General features: G+C 69.4%; 13 protein-coding genes. 3 read left to right on the top strand and 10 right to left on the bottom strand.

From position 1 onward, the window contains the following. Positions 1–54: 54 nt before the first annotated feature. The 4 genes from FHX60_RS07155 to pdxR all read right to left on the bottom strand — a co-directional run bounded on the left by FHX60_RS07155 (position 55) and on the right by pdxR (position 4,027). A complete protein-coding gene (locus tag FHX60_RS07155; protein WP_183282913.1) occupies positions 55–849 on the bottom strand; it encodes an AadA family aminoglycoside 3''-O-nucleotidyltransferase in 795 nt (264 codons plus the stop codon). Between the two features lie 2 nt (positions 850–851). After that, positions 852–1,175 carry a hypothetical protein gene (locus FHX60_RS07150; RefSeq protein WP_116297966.1) on the bottom strand — a complete coding sequence of 108 codons (324 nt, stop codon included), beginning with the start codon at positions 1,173–1,175 and terminating at the stop codon, positions 852–854. 202 nt (positions 1,176–1,377) lie between these two features. Further along, positions 1,378–2,385: a tripartite tricarboxylate transporter substrate binding protein gene (locus FHX60_RS07145; RefSeq protein ID WP_260163643.1), complete on the bottom strand. Its 1,008-nt coding sequence runs from the start codon at positions 2,383–2,385 to the stop codon at positions 1,378–1,380. A 160-nt stretch (positions 2,386–2,545) separates the two neighbouring features. Beyond that, positions 2,546–4,027, bottom strand: a complete 1,482-nt coding sequence (pdxR, locus tag FHX60_RS07140) for a MocR-like pyridoxine biosynthesis transcription factor PdxR (RefSeq protein ID WP_183282912.1) — start codon at positions 4,025–4,027, stop codon at positions 2,546–2,548. A gap of 80 nt (positions 4,028–4,107) precedes the next feature. Here pdxR and FHX60_RS07135 point away from each other — a divergent pair, with 80 nt between their 5' ends. Continuing rightward, positions 4,108–4,731 carry an FMN-binding negative transcriptional regulator gene (locus FHX60_RS07135; protein WP_183282911.1) on the top strand — a complete coding sequence of 208 codons (624 nt, stop codon included), beginning with the start codon at positions 4,108–4,110 and terminating at the stop codon, positions 4,729–4,731. A gap of 91 nt (positions 4,732–4,822) precedes the next feature. Continuing rightward, positions 4,823–5,440 carry a LysE family translocator gene (locus FHX60_RS07130; protein ID WP_112775067.1) on the top strand — a complete coding sequence of 206 codons (618 nt, stop codon included), beginning with the start codon at positions 4,823–4,825 and terminating at the stop codon, positions 5,438–5,440. Between the two features lie 41 nt (positions 5,441–5,481). Here the strand turns inward: FHX60_RS07130 and FHX60_RS07125 are convergent, their stop codons facing one another. After that, positions 5,482–6,978 (bottom strand): M81 family metallopeptidase, encoded by a 1,497-nt coding sequence (locus tag FHX60_RS07125; protein ID WP_183282910.1) that lies wholly within the window; start codon positions 6,976–6,978, stop codon positions 5,482–5,484. Between the two features lie 30 nt (positions 6,979–7,008). Continuing rightward, the gene (locus FHX60_RS07120) at positions 7,009–8,328 is read right to left on the bottom strand and encodes an MFS transporter (RefSeq protein WP_183282909.1); all 1,320 of its coding nucleotides are present in this window, start codon (positions 8,326–8,328) and stop codon (positions 7,009–7,011) included. A 173-nt stretch (positions 8,329–8,501) separates the two neighbouring features. Here FHX60_RS07120 and FHX60_RS07115 point away from each other — a divergent pair, with 173 nt between their 5' ends. Beyond that, complete coding sequence (locus FHX60_RS07115) at positions 8,502–9,434, top strand: LysR family transcriptional regulator (RefSeq protein ID WP_112775064.1); 933 nt, start codon at positions 8,502–8,504, stop codon at positions 9,432–9,434. 27 nt (positions 9,435–9,461) lie between these two features. Here FHX60_RS07115 and FHX60_RS07110 read toward each other — a convergent pair whose 3' ends face one another. The 4 genes from FHX60_RS07110 to FHX60_RS07095 form a co-directional block, all read right to left on the bottom strand. Beyond that, positions 9,462–10,460, bottom strand: coding sequence for a tripartite tricarboxylate transporter substrate binding protein (locus tag FHX60_RS07110; RefSeq protein WP_183282908.1), 999 nt, complete (start codon positions 10,458–10,460; stop codon positions 9,462–9,464). An 89-nt stretch (positions 10,461–10,549) separates the two neighbouring features. After that, complete coding sequence (locus FHX60_RS07105) at positions 10,550–11,608, bottom strand: beta-keto acid cleavage family enzyme (RefSeq protein WP_112775062.1); 1,059 nt, start codon at positions 11,606–11,608, stop codon at positions 10,550–10,552. Between the two features lie 50 nt (positions 11,609–11,658). After that, positions 11,659–12,501, bottom strand: a complete 843-nt coding sequence (locus FHX60_RS07100) for a TauD/TfdA dioxygenase family protein (protein ID WP_183282907.1) — start codon at positions 12,499–12,501, stop codon at positions 11,659–11,661. A gap of 12 nt (positions 12,502–12,513) precedes the next feature. Further along, a complete protein-coding gene (locus tag FHX60_RS07095) occupies positions 12,514–13,494 on the bottom strand; it encodes a quinone oxidoreductase family protein (protein WP_183282906.1) in 981 nt (326 codons plus the stop codon). Positions 13,495–13,589: the final 95 nt, after the last annotated feature.

Raw genomic sequence — 13,589 nt, 5'->3', positions numbered from 1 at the left:
GGTCAGGAACATGCCCGGATTCTACTTCGGCGGCCCGCGGGCGCCGACGTTCCGCTACTCCGTCAACAGCTTACTGACCGCGGTGCGCGCGTATTGCATGAACGCCCCGACCGCCGCGCCACCCAGCGCCGGATCATCCGGCCCCCCCGACAGGTACGCCGCCCGCGCCGCTGCCATCAGCGGCCGGTGCGAGCCAGGCAGGCGTTCCAGCGCCCACGCCGCGGCCACGTCTTTCGGCGCGATCCGGCCGCTGGCGGCGCTGTACCAGACCCGCGCCATTGCCAGCACCACGTTGCGCTCGTCGCCGGCCCAGTCGCTTTCGATCCGCCATTGCGCGACGGTATCGGTAAGCGCGGCGATGAAGTCTGGCCGGGGCACGGGTTCGAAGCAGGCCGTGGCCGGCGGGCCAAGCAGCGCGATACCGTGCTGGCGCACCTGGGTCACCAGGATGGCGAGATCGTGGTCCGGCATCCGGCCCTCGAACACGCCGGCCTCGATGTCCTGGCGCAGCCATTCGCCAAACTGCAGTTCGCGCGTGGCCGGATAGCGCCAGGGCACCACTTCGCCGTGCGCCACCACGGTGACCTCCAGCGGCCGCCAGGGCCCACCGCTGCCTGGCGGGGCCGAGACCTCCAGCAGGTCGCGCAGCAGCGCTCGCCGCGCGGCGTCGCCGGGCAGGTCGCGCGTGGTCACCAGCAAATCGATATCACTGAGCGGCCGCAGCCCGCCATCGCGCGCCGAGCCGAACAGGTGGACGCCCAGCAGTGTCCCGGCCAGGTGCCGTGCGATCACGGCCTGGGCCACGCGGACCTGCTGCGCGATGTCGGCGGGCAGGGATGGGGCCGCCATGCTCACAGCGGCCCCGGCAGCGTCTTCAGGCCCAGCCACAATACGCCGATGACAACGTTGACCGGCACGCACAGCGCGCCGGGCACGTAGAACAGCGCCGACAGCGCCGGCGCGGACAGCACCAGCTCGACCGCGCCGCCCAGCCCGTAGAAAAACACGCCGCACCAGAGCCAGCGCCGCATGTAGGTCAGCAGCCAATGCGCGCGCGCCTGGTTGAAGTGCCAGGCGCGCGTGCGTTCGGCGCGGTTGCCGCGGCTGGCGTCCCGGAACAGCCAGCCGAAGAAGAAATAGCGGTACAGCAGGGCGCTAAAGCTCAGCTCTTGCATGATCACTCCTTTGGCCGCTGCCAGCCGGGGGAGTGCGGAATTCACCCACGCTCGGGGCGCAAGCGGCGATGGCAGCGGCAGGCATACCACCAGCGTACCAAAGAAGCGGCGCTAACCCGAGCCGAGGATGCCCCTGCATGCCTGGCCGCACTAAGACAGTGCAGCCCAGTGCAGCCAATAGCGCGCGGTGATCGCGCGCTGATCACTGCAGGCTGATATCGAGCTGCTGCACCACGCGCTTTTCGCGCTCGAACTGTTCGGCCGCGAACCTGGTGTAGTCCGCGCTGTTGAGGTGGACCGGCTCCAGGTCGATGGCCTCGAGCGAGCGCAGGTAGGCCGGGTCCTGCGCGGCGCGGAAGAACGCGTCGTGCAGCTTCCTGACCACCGCCGGATCCATGCCGCGCGGGCCGACGATGCCCACCAGCGAGCTGGCGGTGATGTCGTAGCCCCGCTCCTTCAGGGTCGGCACATCCTTGAAGCGCGCAAAGCGCGCGTCGCCGACGATGGCCAGTGGCCGCACCTTGCCGGCGACGGCGAATTGTCCCCAGCCCGGGTCCAGCACTGCGTCGATGTCGCCGCCCATCAACGCCATCATTTCCTCGGCGCCGCCCTTGTAGGGCACGAAGGTGAATCTGGCGCCGGCGGCACGGCCGAGCTTTTCCATCGAGATATGCCCCGAGCTGCCGATGCCGACCGCACCGTAGGTCACTTTGCCCGGGTTCGCCTTGGCGTAGGCAAGGAATTCTTCCAGCGTCTTCCAGCGCGCGTCGGCGCGGACCACCAGGCCATAGCGGTAGTTGGTCAGGCCGATGATGTAGGTAAAGTCCTTGAGCGGGTCGTATGGCGTCTTTTGCAGGTGCGGCATGCGGAAGATATTGGCCGCGACCATCGACAGCGTGTAGCCATTCGGCGCCGCCGTCTGGGACATCACCTGGGCCGCGAGCGTGGCGCCCGCACCCGGCTTGTTGATTGGCACCACGCGCTGGTCCAGTTCCTTGCCGGCGGCTGCCAGCAGCGTGCGCAGCGAGCCGTCGGTGGGACCGCCGGGCGGGAACGGAATCCAGAACTCGATGGGCTTGGCCGGGAAATCGCCCGCCGATGTCGCCGCCATCGCGACCGGCGCTGCCGCCGCGCAGACCGCCAGTGCCGCCATGGCCCTCGCCACGACCGATAGCAAACGTCCTCCCATTCCACGCTTTGCGATAGCCATGCCCTGTCTCCTGGTTGTCGTTCCGGTGTCGCCGCCCGGTGTGCCGGCCGCGGTCGTTTTCGACAGACGGTAGAGCGTTGCGCCAGGCGGGCCAATTGCCGTTCTGTTCAATGTCATTGGCAGAAACGCCCGGCATGCGGGGCCGGTCGGGCCGGCCGGTTCACCGGGCCAGCGCCGCGACCACCGTGCCCAGCACGCGCATGCCCTGCTCTATCTGCGCGCTGGTCAGGCTGGCGTAGCCCAGCACCAGGCCGGCCGCGCGGGGCCGGCCCGCCCCGTGCGGCCGGGCATACAGCGCCGATACCGGATAGACGCCCACGCCGGCGCCGCGCGCGGCGGCCACCAGCGCTGGCTCGTCCCGCGGCCGCAGCGATGGCAGCCACAGCACCACGTGCAGCCCGGCGGCCGTGCCGCTGACCTCGGCATCGCCGGGCAGGTGGCGCGCAATGCCATCGAGCAGCGCGGTGCGGCGGCGCTCGTTCTCGCGGCGCATGCGGCGGACGTGGCGCTCGTAGGCGCCGCTGTCGATCAGCGCGGCCAGCACGCGCTGCTCCAGCACGGGCGCATGGCGGTCGGCCAGCCGCTTGGCCTGCCGGAACACGGGCACCAGTTCCGGCGGCAGCACCAGGTAGCCGAGCCGCAGCTGCGGCGACAGCGCCTTGGAAAAGGTGCCGACATAGATCACGCGGCCATCGGTGTCGATCGCGCGCAGGGTGTCGATCGGGCGCTGGCCGTAGCGGAATTCGCCGTCGTAGTCGTCCTCGACGATCCACGCGTCATGGCGGCGCGCCCATTGCAGCAATGCCTGCCGGCGCCCGATCGGCAGCACCCCGCCCAGCGGGAACTGGTGTGACGGCGTCACGTAGGCCAGCCGGACCCGGTCCGCCGCGGGCAGGCTGGCGGTATCCATGCCATGCCCGTCCACCGGGACAGGCAGGCACGTCGCGCCGGTGGCCTCGAAGCAGCGCCTGGCCATCAGGTAGCCGGGGTTTTCGAAGGCAAAGGTATCGCCGTCGTCCAGCAATAGCCGCGCGCACAGGTCGATGGCCTGCTGCGAGCCATGCACCACCACGATCTGCCCGGCATCGCAGGCCAGCCCGCGCGCGCGGCGCAGATAGCCCTGCAGCGCGCGCCGCAGCGATGCCTCGCCTTCTGGCGCGGCATAGGACAGGCTGTCGTGCTGGCGCAGCAGCTCGGCCTGCCAGGCGCGCCGCCAGGCCAGCGCCGGGAAGTCGCGCCACGCCACCGCGCCGTACAGGAAATCGAAGCGCACCGGCTCGGCCGGCGGCGGTGCCGGCAGCCCCAGTGCCACCACGCGGCGGCCGAACTGCGACAGCGCCGGGACCCTGGCGCGCCGCGCCGCATCCGGCCGGGCCGGCGCGCAAGCCGCCAGCGGGCCGGCAATGCGGGCCGCCCGCCCCCGCGCGGTGACCAGGAAGCCCTCGGCCGCCAGCTGTTCATAGGCAGCGGTCACGGTGGTGCGCGATACCCCCAGCTCGGCCGCCAGGCCACGCGTGGACGGCGCCGGCGCGCCCGGCGGCAGGGTGCCGTCGGCGATCTGGGCGCGCAGCAGGTCATAGATGCGGCGTCCCGCGCCCGTGGCGCCGGGCCGCCTGCCGGCGGACTGGTCGAACTGGCCCATTAAAATTCGTCGAAACTGGATCTTCCGATTGTGCCAGTTGTCGGCGACAGTATCGAGCATCCAATCGCCCCGAGCCCACGATGTACGTCCCCGACCATTTCGCCGAGACCCGCCCCGACGCCCTTGCCCGCATCATCCATGCGCACCCGCTGGGCATGCTGGTCACGCACAGCCAGCACGGCCTGGATGCCGACCATCTGCCGTTCGAGTTCGACCCGGGTGCGGGTGCCCTCGGCGTGCTCACCGCGCACGTGGCGCGGGCCAACCCGGTGTGGCAGCGGTGCCCGCCCGGCACGCCGGTGATGGTGGCGTTCCGCGGCGCCGAGGCCTATGTCTCGCCGAACTGGTACCCGAGCAAGCATGAGACCCACCGCCAGGTGCCGACCTGGAACTATGAGGTGGTGCACGCGCACGGCACGCTCACCGTGCGCGACGACGAGCGCTTCGTGCGCGGCCTGGTCGCGCGCCTGACGCGGCGGCACGAGGCCGCCGAGGCCCGGCCGTGGAAGATGGGCGACGCCCCGCCCGACTACCTCGACGCCATGCTGCGCGGCATCGTCGGCCTCGAGATCGCCGTGACCTCGCTGGTGGGCAAGCGCAAGCTCAGCCAGAACAAGGACACGCGCGACCGCCTTGGCGTGGTCGACGCACTGGAGGCGCGCGGCTGTCCGGAACTGGCGCAGTCGATGCGCAACGCGGTCTGATCCGGCCTCGCCTCACCCCGCCCATGCGCTGGCCCGGACCCCGCCGCGCCTTGCCGCGCAACCCTGCCCCATCAACAAGGAACCCCGAACCATGTCGCTGATCCCCTTCCTGATCGCCGCAGTCGTGCTCGCCATCACCCCCGGCCCGGCCATCGCCTATGTCGTCGCGCGCACCGTGGCCGGCGGACGGGCGGAAGGCCTGGCTTCATGCCTCGGCACGGGCATCGGCGGATTGCTCCATGTATTCGCTGCGGCGGCGGGCCTGTCGCTGCTCATCGCCCAGTCCGCGGTGGCATTCAGCCTGCTCAAGTACCTGGGCGCGGCTTACCTGGTGTACCTGGGCGTACGGATGCTGCTGCGCAAGGAAGCGCCCGCGACAATCGCGGCCGTGCCGTCGCGAGGCGCGCGCCGCGCGCTGGTCGATGGCGTGATGGTCGAGGTGCTAAATGTCAAGACCGCGCTGTTCTTCCTTGCGTTCCTGCCGCAGTTCGTCGCGCCGGGCGCAGCGGCCGTGTCGCAGCTGGTGCTGCTGGGCTGCATCTGCGTCACGCTCAACACGCTGGTGGACGTCGCCGTGGTCTTCGCCGCGCATCGCCTGCTCAAGTCCGGCGCCGCGCGCGCGGCCCGCGCGCGGCTGATGACCCGGGCTTCGGGTGTCACGATGCTGGGGCTGGGCGCGTTCCTGGCGCTGGCGCGGCGCGAGACATAAAGAGCGCCGCTTCCCTGCCGGCGCCCGGCATCAGCCCGGAATCAGCCCGGGAAGGGCCTGCCCATCGGCTTGAGCCGGATGCCCGGGGCCAGCCTGGTCCAGGGCAGATCCGCGGGATCGGCCGTCATCGGGCCCGGTGCCTTGGCCACCAGCACGGCATGCGCGATGCCCTGGAAATCGGCGCGAAAGTGCACCGAGCTCTTGTTGACCAGGATCTTCATCGCCTCGGGCTCGACCCCGCCCACGCGGAACAGGTTGCGGTCGAGCATCTGGGCCTTGCCGGCACTGACCACCACCTGCACATCGTCGATGCGCAACAGTGCGACCGGGCCGACATCGGCCAGCATGCCGTGCATCATCGGCCCGCCGTAGCGGCACACGCCATCGGTCAGCTTCAGCACCTCGAAGCGGCCTTGCAGCGGCGCGTCGCCGGGCACCCCGGATACGCCGCCCAGCGCCACCTCGATGGTCGCGCCCACGCCGGCACGGTGCGCCTCGGCCGCCACGGCCGGGTCCCAGATCAGCCCGATGGCCGCCTGCCGCGCGCCGTGGCGCAACAGCGCGCGCAGCATGCCCATGGTGTTCGAATCGCCGCCCGCGCCGGGGTTGTCCTGCGTGTCGGCAATGACCACCGGGCGCGTGGCCCCCGCGGCCAGCCGCATGGCTTCGCGCACGGCCTCGTCGGGCGAGAGGAACGGCACCTCCCAGGCGGGCTCGTCGGCCAGCATCCGGTCGTACAGCGCCTGCACCGCCGCTTCGGCCGCGCCGGCATCCTCGCCATAGCCCCAGATCACCGGCCCGCACTCCGGGAAATCGGCGGCCGGAAAGCCCGGCGCGAACGACAGCGACACCACCTCGCCGCGCTCGTGCTGCTGCAGCAGCGCGTACATGGCGCGCGCCGGCTCCAGCAGCGTACACATGCCGTTGATCGGGATCAGGAACGGCAGCCGCCGCACCGCGCGGTGCAGCGCTCGCTTGCGCTCCAGCAGGCGCTGCAGCAGCGCCGCGGCGCGCGCGCCGGTCTCGGCCATGTCCACATGCGGGTAGGTGCGGTAGGCCACCAGCGCGTCGGCCGCCTGCAGCATGGCCTGCGTAACGTTGGCATGCAGGTCGAGCGAGGCCACCACCGGCACCCCGGGGCCCACCGCCGCGCGGATGCGCTCGAGCAGCGTGCCCTCGCCATCGTCGGTGTGCTCGGCCACCATGGCGCCGTGCAGGTCGAGGTAAACCGCGTCGAAGCCGCCTGCGCGGGCGGCGCCGACGATCTCGCCGGCGATGCGCTCGTACGCGTCCTCGGTCACGTGCGCGGACGGGCTGGCGCCGGCCCAGACCACCGGCAGCAGCGTCCAGCCGTGCCGCTCGGCGGCGGCCATGAAACCGCCGGCCGGGATATTGACGTCGCGCAGCGCGCGCATGCCATCGCCACGCACCATCGCGGGAAAGCCTTCGCCGCGCTCGAAGCTGGCGTATGTCGCCTTTGACGGGGCGAAGGTATTGGTCTCGTGCTGGAAGCCGGCGACCAGGATCCGTGTTGCCAAGGTTCTTCTCCGTGAAACAAAAGTCCGGCGTCAGGCCGGCGACACCGCGCCCTGCGGCGACGGCATCCGGTTGGCCACCAGCACCGCCGCGCCGGCCATCAGCAGCACCACCATCACCAGCAGGCCGGCCTGCATGCTGCCGGTGGCAGTGCGCACGGCGCCGATGATGGTAGGGCTGAGGAAGCCGCCGACCAGGCCGATGGTGTTGATCAGCGCGATGCCGCCGGCCGCGGCATCGCCCTTCAGGTATTGCGACGGAATTGCCCAGAACACGGTATAGGCGGCCCACATCATCGCCGTGGCGATGGTCATGCACAGCAGCGACACCGGCAGGTTGCCGCTGGACTGCGTGGCCACCGCCAGCGCCACCGCACCGGTAAAGGCCGGCACCGCGCTATGCCAGCGGCGCTCGCCGCGGCGGTCCGAGCTGCGGCCGATCACCAGCATGGCAATCGCCGCGGCAATATAGGGAATCATCGAATACAGCCCGATCTGCATGGTGTCGGTGACGCCGTCCGCCTTCAGGATGGACGGCAGCCAGAAGCTGACCGCGTAGATGCCGCAGATCATGGTGAAGTAGGCAAAGGCCAGCAGGTACACGCGCGGATCGCGCGCGACCTGGCCGAACGAGTGATGCCCACCCGCCGGTGCCCGCAGCTCGGCGGCCAGCATGCGCTTTTCCGCGTCGCTGAGCCAGCTTGCCTCGGCCGGCCGGTCCGCCAGCACGCGCAGCGCCAGCGCGCCGAGCAGCACGCATGGCAGCCCTTCCACCAGGAACATCCATTGCCACCCCGCCAGCCCGTGCGCGCCGGACAGCGCCGTCATCAGCCAGGTCGACAGCGGCGACCCGAAGATGCCGCCGATGGGCCCGGCCAGCATCACCACCGCGATCACCCGGGCCATGCGTTGCTGCCCGTACCAGTAGGTCAGGTAGAAGATCATCCCCGGGGCGAAGCCGGCCTCGAACACGCCAAGCAGGAAACGCAGCACGTAGAACGTGGTTTCGTCGCGCACGAACATCATGCCCGCCGAGGTCAGTCCCCACAGCACCAGGATGCGGCTGATGGTCTTGCGCGCACCGATGCGGGGCAACATCAGGTTGCTCGGGATCTCGAACAGCACGTAGCCGAAGAAGAAGATGCCGGCACCCAGTCCGTACACCGCGTCGGAAAAACCCAGGTCGCTCTGCATCTGCAGCTTGGCGAAGCCGATGTTGACGCGATCCAGGTAGGCAAAGGTGTAGCACAGCAGCAGGAACGGCAACAGGCGCCAGTTCAGCTTGCGGTACAGCGCCTGCTGCGCGGCGCTGGCGGCTTCCGTGGGCGTGGGTGGGGGCAGGGTTGCGGACATGTCGATCTCTCCCGTGGTGGTCGGCTCTTGTGGACGCGATGTCTTTCGCTGGCAGGCGTTGATCGTCTGGCATCTGAAAAAACAGAGCAAGAGCAACTTAAGTCGGCTATCGTTGCCCTGCCGGCAACATCACGACACGCCGGCGCCTTCCACGCCAGACAACGAGGTCCGACATGCGCGAACTGAACCAGCGCAGGCTGCGCTATTTCCATGAAGTCCTGACCCACGGCTCGATCCGCGGCGCGGCCGACAGCATCAACACCTCGCCGTCGGTGATCACGCGCCAGATCCGCCTGCTGGAAGAAGAAGTGGGCGCGCCGCTGTTCGACCGCCATGCGCGCGGCGTGCAGCCGACCGAAGCGGCGGTGCACCTGCTGGAATACTGGCGCGGCTGCCGCGCCCAGCAGGAACTGTTCGAAGACCGCCTGCAGGCCTTGCGCGGGCTGCAGCATGGCCAGGTGCGCATCGCCACCAGCGAAGGCTATGTCGACGGCCTGATGGATGAAGTGCTGACGGATTTCTGCGCGCGCTATCCCCGGCTGGACGTGACCGTCGACATCCTGCCGGTCAACAACGTGCTGCAGGAGGTGGCGGAAAGCCGTGCCCATATCGGCCTGGCCTACAACCCGCCCGGCCATGCCGACATCGCCTGGGTGGCCACGTCGTCGCAGCCGGTGGTGCTGCTGGTGCATGCCGGGCATCCGCTGGCGCGCCGTGGCGGCAAGGTCCATGTGCAGGATCTGGCGGACTATCCGCTGGCCATGATGCCGCCGGCATTCGGCCTGGGCCAGGTGGTGCAGATGCTGGCGTACGCGGAGAACATCCAGATCCGCCCGACGCTCACCACCAATTCGCTGGCAGTGCTGCGCCACTTCGTGAAGCGCCACGACGGCATCACGCTGATCGGCGGCTTCGCCGCCTACCGGGAATTGCAGTCCGGCGAACTGGTGACCTTGCCGATCGCCCATCCGCTGTTCGAAGCCGCCAAGGCGCGCCTGCTGGTCAAGGCGGGCCGGCCCATGGGCGTGGCCGCCAATACGCTGCTGGACTGCATCCTGCGCGACATGTCGATGTTCGCCGGCGTGCGCCGGCGCAGGAAGCGCTAGCCCCTGCGCCCCCGCTCCAGTTCGCGGCTACTCCGGCACGAAGCGAATCGACTTCAGCAGTTCCGCCTGCCGCTCATACGCTGCGCGCGCTTCCTTTGACAGCGCCTCGCTGCTGAGCGGCTGGCCGTTGTCCATGCCCATGTCTTCGACGTGCTTGCGGTAGCCGGGCTGCTGCACGATCGCCAGCGTGGCGTTGCGGATCCGTTCCTGCACCGCCGCGGGCACATCCGGCGGCAGCCACAGGCCCATCCAGCCCGGCTCGGTCATCGCCGGGAAGCCGACCTCGGCGAAGGTCGGCACCTCCGGCAGCGCGGGAATGCGCTTCGGGTAGGCCACCGCATAGGCCCTGAGCTTGCCGGCCTTGATCAGCGGCAGCGAGGTCGCCAGGCCGTCGAACATCAGCGGCACGTGGCCGCCCATCACGTCCTGCAGCGCGGGCGGCGAGCCCTTGTAGCCGACGTGGCTCATGTTCACGCCCGCCAGCCGGTTGAACTGGACCCCGAGGGTCTGCCCGCGCATGCCGGCGGCGTACGAGGCATAGTCGACCTGCCCCGGCTTGCTCTTGATGTAGGCCAGCAGCTCGCTGAAGTTCTTCGCCGGCAGCCTGGGGTTGCCCACCAGTACCAGCCCGGTGCGCGCCACCTGGACGATCGGTTTCAGGTCCCTGAACGGATCGAACGAGACCTTCAGCGCCAGCGGCGTCTCGGAGACGATGCCGCCCTGGATCAGCAGCAGCGTATGCCCGTCGTGCGGCGCCGACAGCAGCGTGCCGACCGCGATCGCGCCGGCGCCGCCGGGCTTCTGCTCGACGATCACCGGCTTGCCCAGCGACTGCGTCAGCCCCTCGGCCAGCAGGCGCGCGAGGATATCGGCGGTGCCGCCGGCGGGGCCGCCGACCACGATCCTGACGACCTTGGTCGGCCACGCCTGCGCATGGACGAGCGCGGGGAGCGCAGCCGGCAGCGCCAGGCCGAGCATGCATGACAGCAACGCCCTGCGGCGCGCCGACGGTTGTGCTTGCTTCATGGTTGTCTCCGAATATGCGAGGGCTCGGGGGCAGCCAGCTGCCGCCCCTGCCCTTCTGCGGGCCGCTTGCCAGTGGCGGCCGGACCGGTTCAGGCGGCCTTGCGCAGGAAGCCCTGGTTGCCGCCGTTGCGGTTCGGCGCGAAGCCGTTGGCCGCGAGCGTCTCTTCGACGGTGTCGTAGAACACGCCGATCTTCTGGATCTCGCGCGCCTCCCGGGCGGTTGCCACCTTGCGGCCGAATTCGCCGGCGATGCGCACCAGCTGCTCGATCTGCTTCACCGTGCTCATCTTGGCCGTGCGCGACTGGTTCCACAGGCAGTCCTCGGTCCCGCAGCGCACATGCAGCCCCAGCGCGATGCCCATCATGTTTACCGGCAGCACGTTGCGCACCGAGCTTTCGACGGTCAGCACCGCGCCATCCGGCACCGCGCGGACGATGTTGGCCAGGTTGAACACGCTCGGCGCATCCATGCCGCCGCTGATGGCGACCCAGTTCATCACCAGCGGCCCCTTGTAGATGCCGCGCCGGATCAGCCGCTCGACGGATTCGAAGCTGTTGACGTTATAGCACTGGAAGGCGCTCTGGATGCCGGCGGCCGACAGGCGGCGGATATGCTCCTCGACCCAGCCGGGCTGGGCGGGCACCGTCATTTCCTTGTACGCGTTGAAGATGGCAGGGTTCTCGCGCGAGGTTCCCCTGAAATCCGCCAGCTCGGCATGCTCGGTCACGTTCATCTGCGAGGTGTTCACCGTGACCGTTACCTGGTCCGGCACGGGATCGAGTTCGGCCAGCATATGGCGCGTGTCGTCGGACAGCCACTTCGCTGCATCGCCCTCGTTTTCCGGGGCGAAACTGATCGATCCTCCGACCTGGATGACCATCTCCGGCACCGCCTTGCGCACCCCGGCGATCAGTTCGTTGAACTTGGACAGGCGCTTCGAGCCCTTGCCGTCGAGTTCGCGCACGTGCAGGTGCAGCACCGTCGCGCCGGCGTTGTAGCAGTCAACGGCTTTCTGGATCTGGTCTGCCATCGTCACCGGGATGTCTTCCGGAAAATCGGACGGCAGCCAGCCCGGCGCGTAAGGTGCCGCGGTGATGATCAGCGGCTGCTGGTTTTCGGGGAACAGGGATCCATCTAGGTAATGCACGGCATGTCTCCATTTATCGTGGCGCTGGCCAGGCCTGCGGCGCTGGCGGCTCAGAACGGCTTGTCGCCGATGATGGCGGCGCGCTCCATCTTGCGCGGCGCCGGCCAGTAGTCCTGCACCGCGTAATGCTGGGTGCAGCGGTTGTCCCAGATCGCCACGCTGTCGGGCTGCCAGCGAAAACGCACCTGGTATTCGGGAATCGCCGCCTGGCTGATCAGGTAGTTCAGCAGATGGCTGGCGCCCGGGGTCTTGTCCTGTCCGTAGCGCACGTTCTCGGGCGTGTGGAAATTGACGAAGTGGGTGGAGAAGCCGCAGACATAGAGCACCTTCTCGCCGGTCTCCGGATGCGTGCGCACCACCGGGTGCTCCACCGCGGGGTACTGCGCGGCCAGCCTGGCGCGGTTCTCCGGGCTCATCGCCGCGCCGAAGGAATGCTCGATGCCGTGCTTGGCGCGCAGGCCGGCAATGCGCTGCTTGATTTCCCCGGGCAAGTGCTCGTACGCCGCGGCCATGTTGACCCAGATGGTGTCGCCGCCCACCGGCGGGGACTCGATGCAGCGCAGCACACAGCCCATCGGCGGGCATTCGCGCCAGCTGCCGTCGGTGTGGTAGCTGTTCTCGTAGTTCTCGCGCTTGTCGCTGCGGTAGATCTGCACCAGGCCGGGATGATCGGGATCGCTGCCCGCCACCGGATGGTCTTCCAGTTCGCCGAAGCGCCGCGCGAACGCCACGTGGTCGGCGCGCGAGATCTCCTGGCCGCGCAGGAACAGCACCTTGTGCTCGAGCAGCAGTGACTTGATCTCGGCAAACAGCGCCGCATCGCGCGCGGCATCGGCCAGGCTGACGCCGCTCACTTCGGCGCCGATGCTGCAGGTAAGTTGTTGGACTCGCATGGGAACGCTCCTTTACAGCACGAAGATCGAAGAGCCGGTGGTCTTGCGCGACTCCAGGTCGCGGTGGGCCTGGACCGCATCCTCCAGCGCATAGCGCTGGTTGATGGCGATGCGGATGCGGCCCGCCGCGACATGGCCGAAGACTTCGGCGGCCAGTTCGGCCTTCTCGGCGGGATCGGCAATGTAGTCGGCCAGCGCCGGGCGGGTCAGGTAGACCGAGCCCTTCCTTGCCAGCAGCTGCGGATCGAACGGCGGGATCGTGCCCGAGGCGGTGCCGACGCAGACCATCAGCCCGCGCCGCCTGAGCGAATCCAGCGAGCCCTGGAAGGTGCTGCGGCCCACGCTGTCGAACACCACCGACACGCCCGTGCCGTCGGTCAGTTCGCGCACCCGCGTTGCCACGTCCTCGCGGGTGTAGTCGATGACGTGGTCGCAGCCATGCGCGCGCGCCAGTTCGGCCTTGGCTTCGCTCGATACCGTGCCGATCACGTTCAGCCCGAGCAGCTTCGCCCACTGCGAGACAATCAGCCCTACCCCGCCGGCAGCCGCGTGCAGCAGGATGGTCTCGCCGCCGCTGAACGGATAGATGCGGCGCATCAGGTAGGCCGAGGTCAGGCCGCGCATGGTCATTGCCGCGGCGGTCTCGAAGCCGATCGCCTCCGGCAGGCGGATCAGCGGCGCGGCGGGCACCAGGCGCTCGGTGCTGCAGGCGCCCAATGTGTTGGTGAAGCCGGTATAGGTGACGCGGTCGCCCTCCGCGATGTGGGTCACGCCGGGCCCGACCGCCTGCACCACGCCGGCCGCCTCGACGCCCATGCCGCTGGGCAGCGGCACGGGGTAGGTGCCGTTGCGGAAGTAAGTGTCGGCATAGTTGAGCCCGACCGCGACGTGGCGGATCCGTACCTCGCCCGGGCCGGGATCGCCGACCTCGGCGTCCTCGTAGCGGAGGACTTCGGGGCCTCCGGTCTCATACATGCGAATGGCTTTGGCCAAGGCTGTCTCCTGATTGTGGTGTCCTGCCCGCGCCGCTATCATTGGCGCGGCGCAGTCGATTGTGAGACAGCCGGGCCGCAGCGCCCTTGACCGAT

This window comes from Cupriavidus alkaliphilus, assembly GCF_014191175.1.
Taxonomy (GTDB): domain Bacteria; phylum Pseudomonadota; class Gammaproteobacteria; order Burkholderiales; family Burkholderiaceae; genus Cupriavidus; species Cupriavidus alkaliphilus.
Note: the sequence above shows the minus strand (reverse complement) of the source record. Positions and strands in the feature narration are given on the sequence as shown.

Coding starts and splice junctions, on each gene's coding strand:
- FHX60_RS07155 (WP_183282913.1), bottom strand. CDS start 849: ATGGCGGCCCCATCCCTGCCCGCCGACATCGCGCAGCAGGTCCGCGTG.
- FHX60_RS07150 (WP_116297966.1), bottom strand. CDS start 1,175: ATGCAAGAGCTGAGCTTTAGCGCCCTGCTGTACCGCTATTTCTTCTTC.
- FHX60_RS07145 (WP_260163643.1), bottom strand. CDS start 2,385: ATGGCTATCGCAAAGCGTGGAATGGGAGGACGTTTGCTATCGGTCGTG.
- pdxR (WP_183282912.1), bottom strand. CDS start 4,027: ATGGGCCAGTTCGACCAGTCCGCCGGCAGGCGGCCCGGCGCCACGGGC.
- FHX60_RS07135 (WP_183282911.1), top strand. CDS start 4,108: ATGTACGTCCCCGACCATTTCGCCGAGACCCGCCCCGACGCCCTTGCC.
- FHX60_RS07130 (WP_112775067.1), top strand. CDS start 4,823: ATGTCGCTGATCCCCTTCCTGATCGCCGCAGTCGTGCTCGCCATCACC.
- FHX60_RS07120 (WP_183282909.1), bottom strand. CDS start 8,328: ATGTCCGCAACCCTGCCCCCACCCACGCCCACGGAAGCCGCCAGCGCC.
- FHX60_RS07115 (WP_112775064.1), top strand. CDS start 8,502: ATGCGCGAACTGAACCAGCGCAGGCTGCGCTATTTCCATGAAGTCCTG.
- FHX60_RS07110 (WP_183282908.1), bottom strand. CDS start 10,460: ATGAAGCAAGCACAACCGTCGGCGCGCCGCAGGGCGTTGCTGTCATGC.
- FHX60_RS07100 (WP_183282907.1), bottom strand. CDS start 12,501: ATGCGAGTCCAACAACTTACCTGCAGCATCGGCGCCGAAGTGAGCGGC.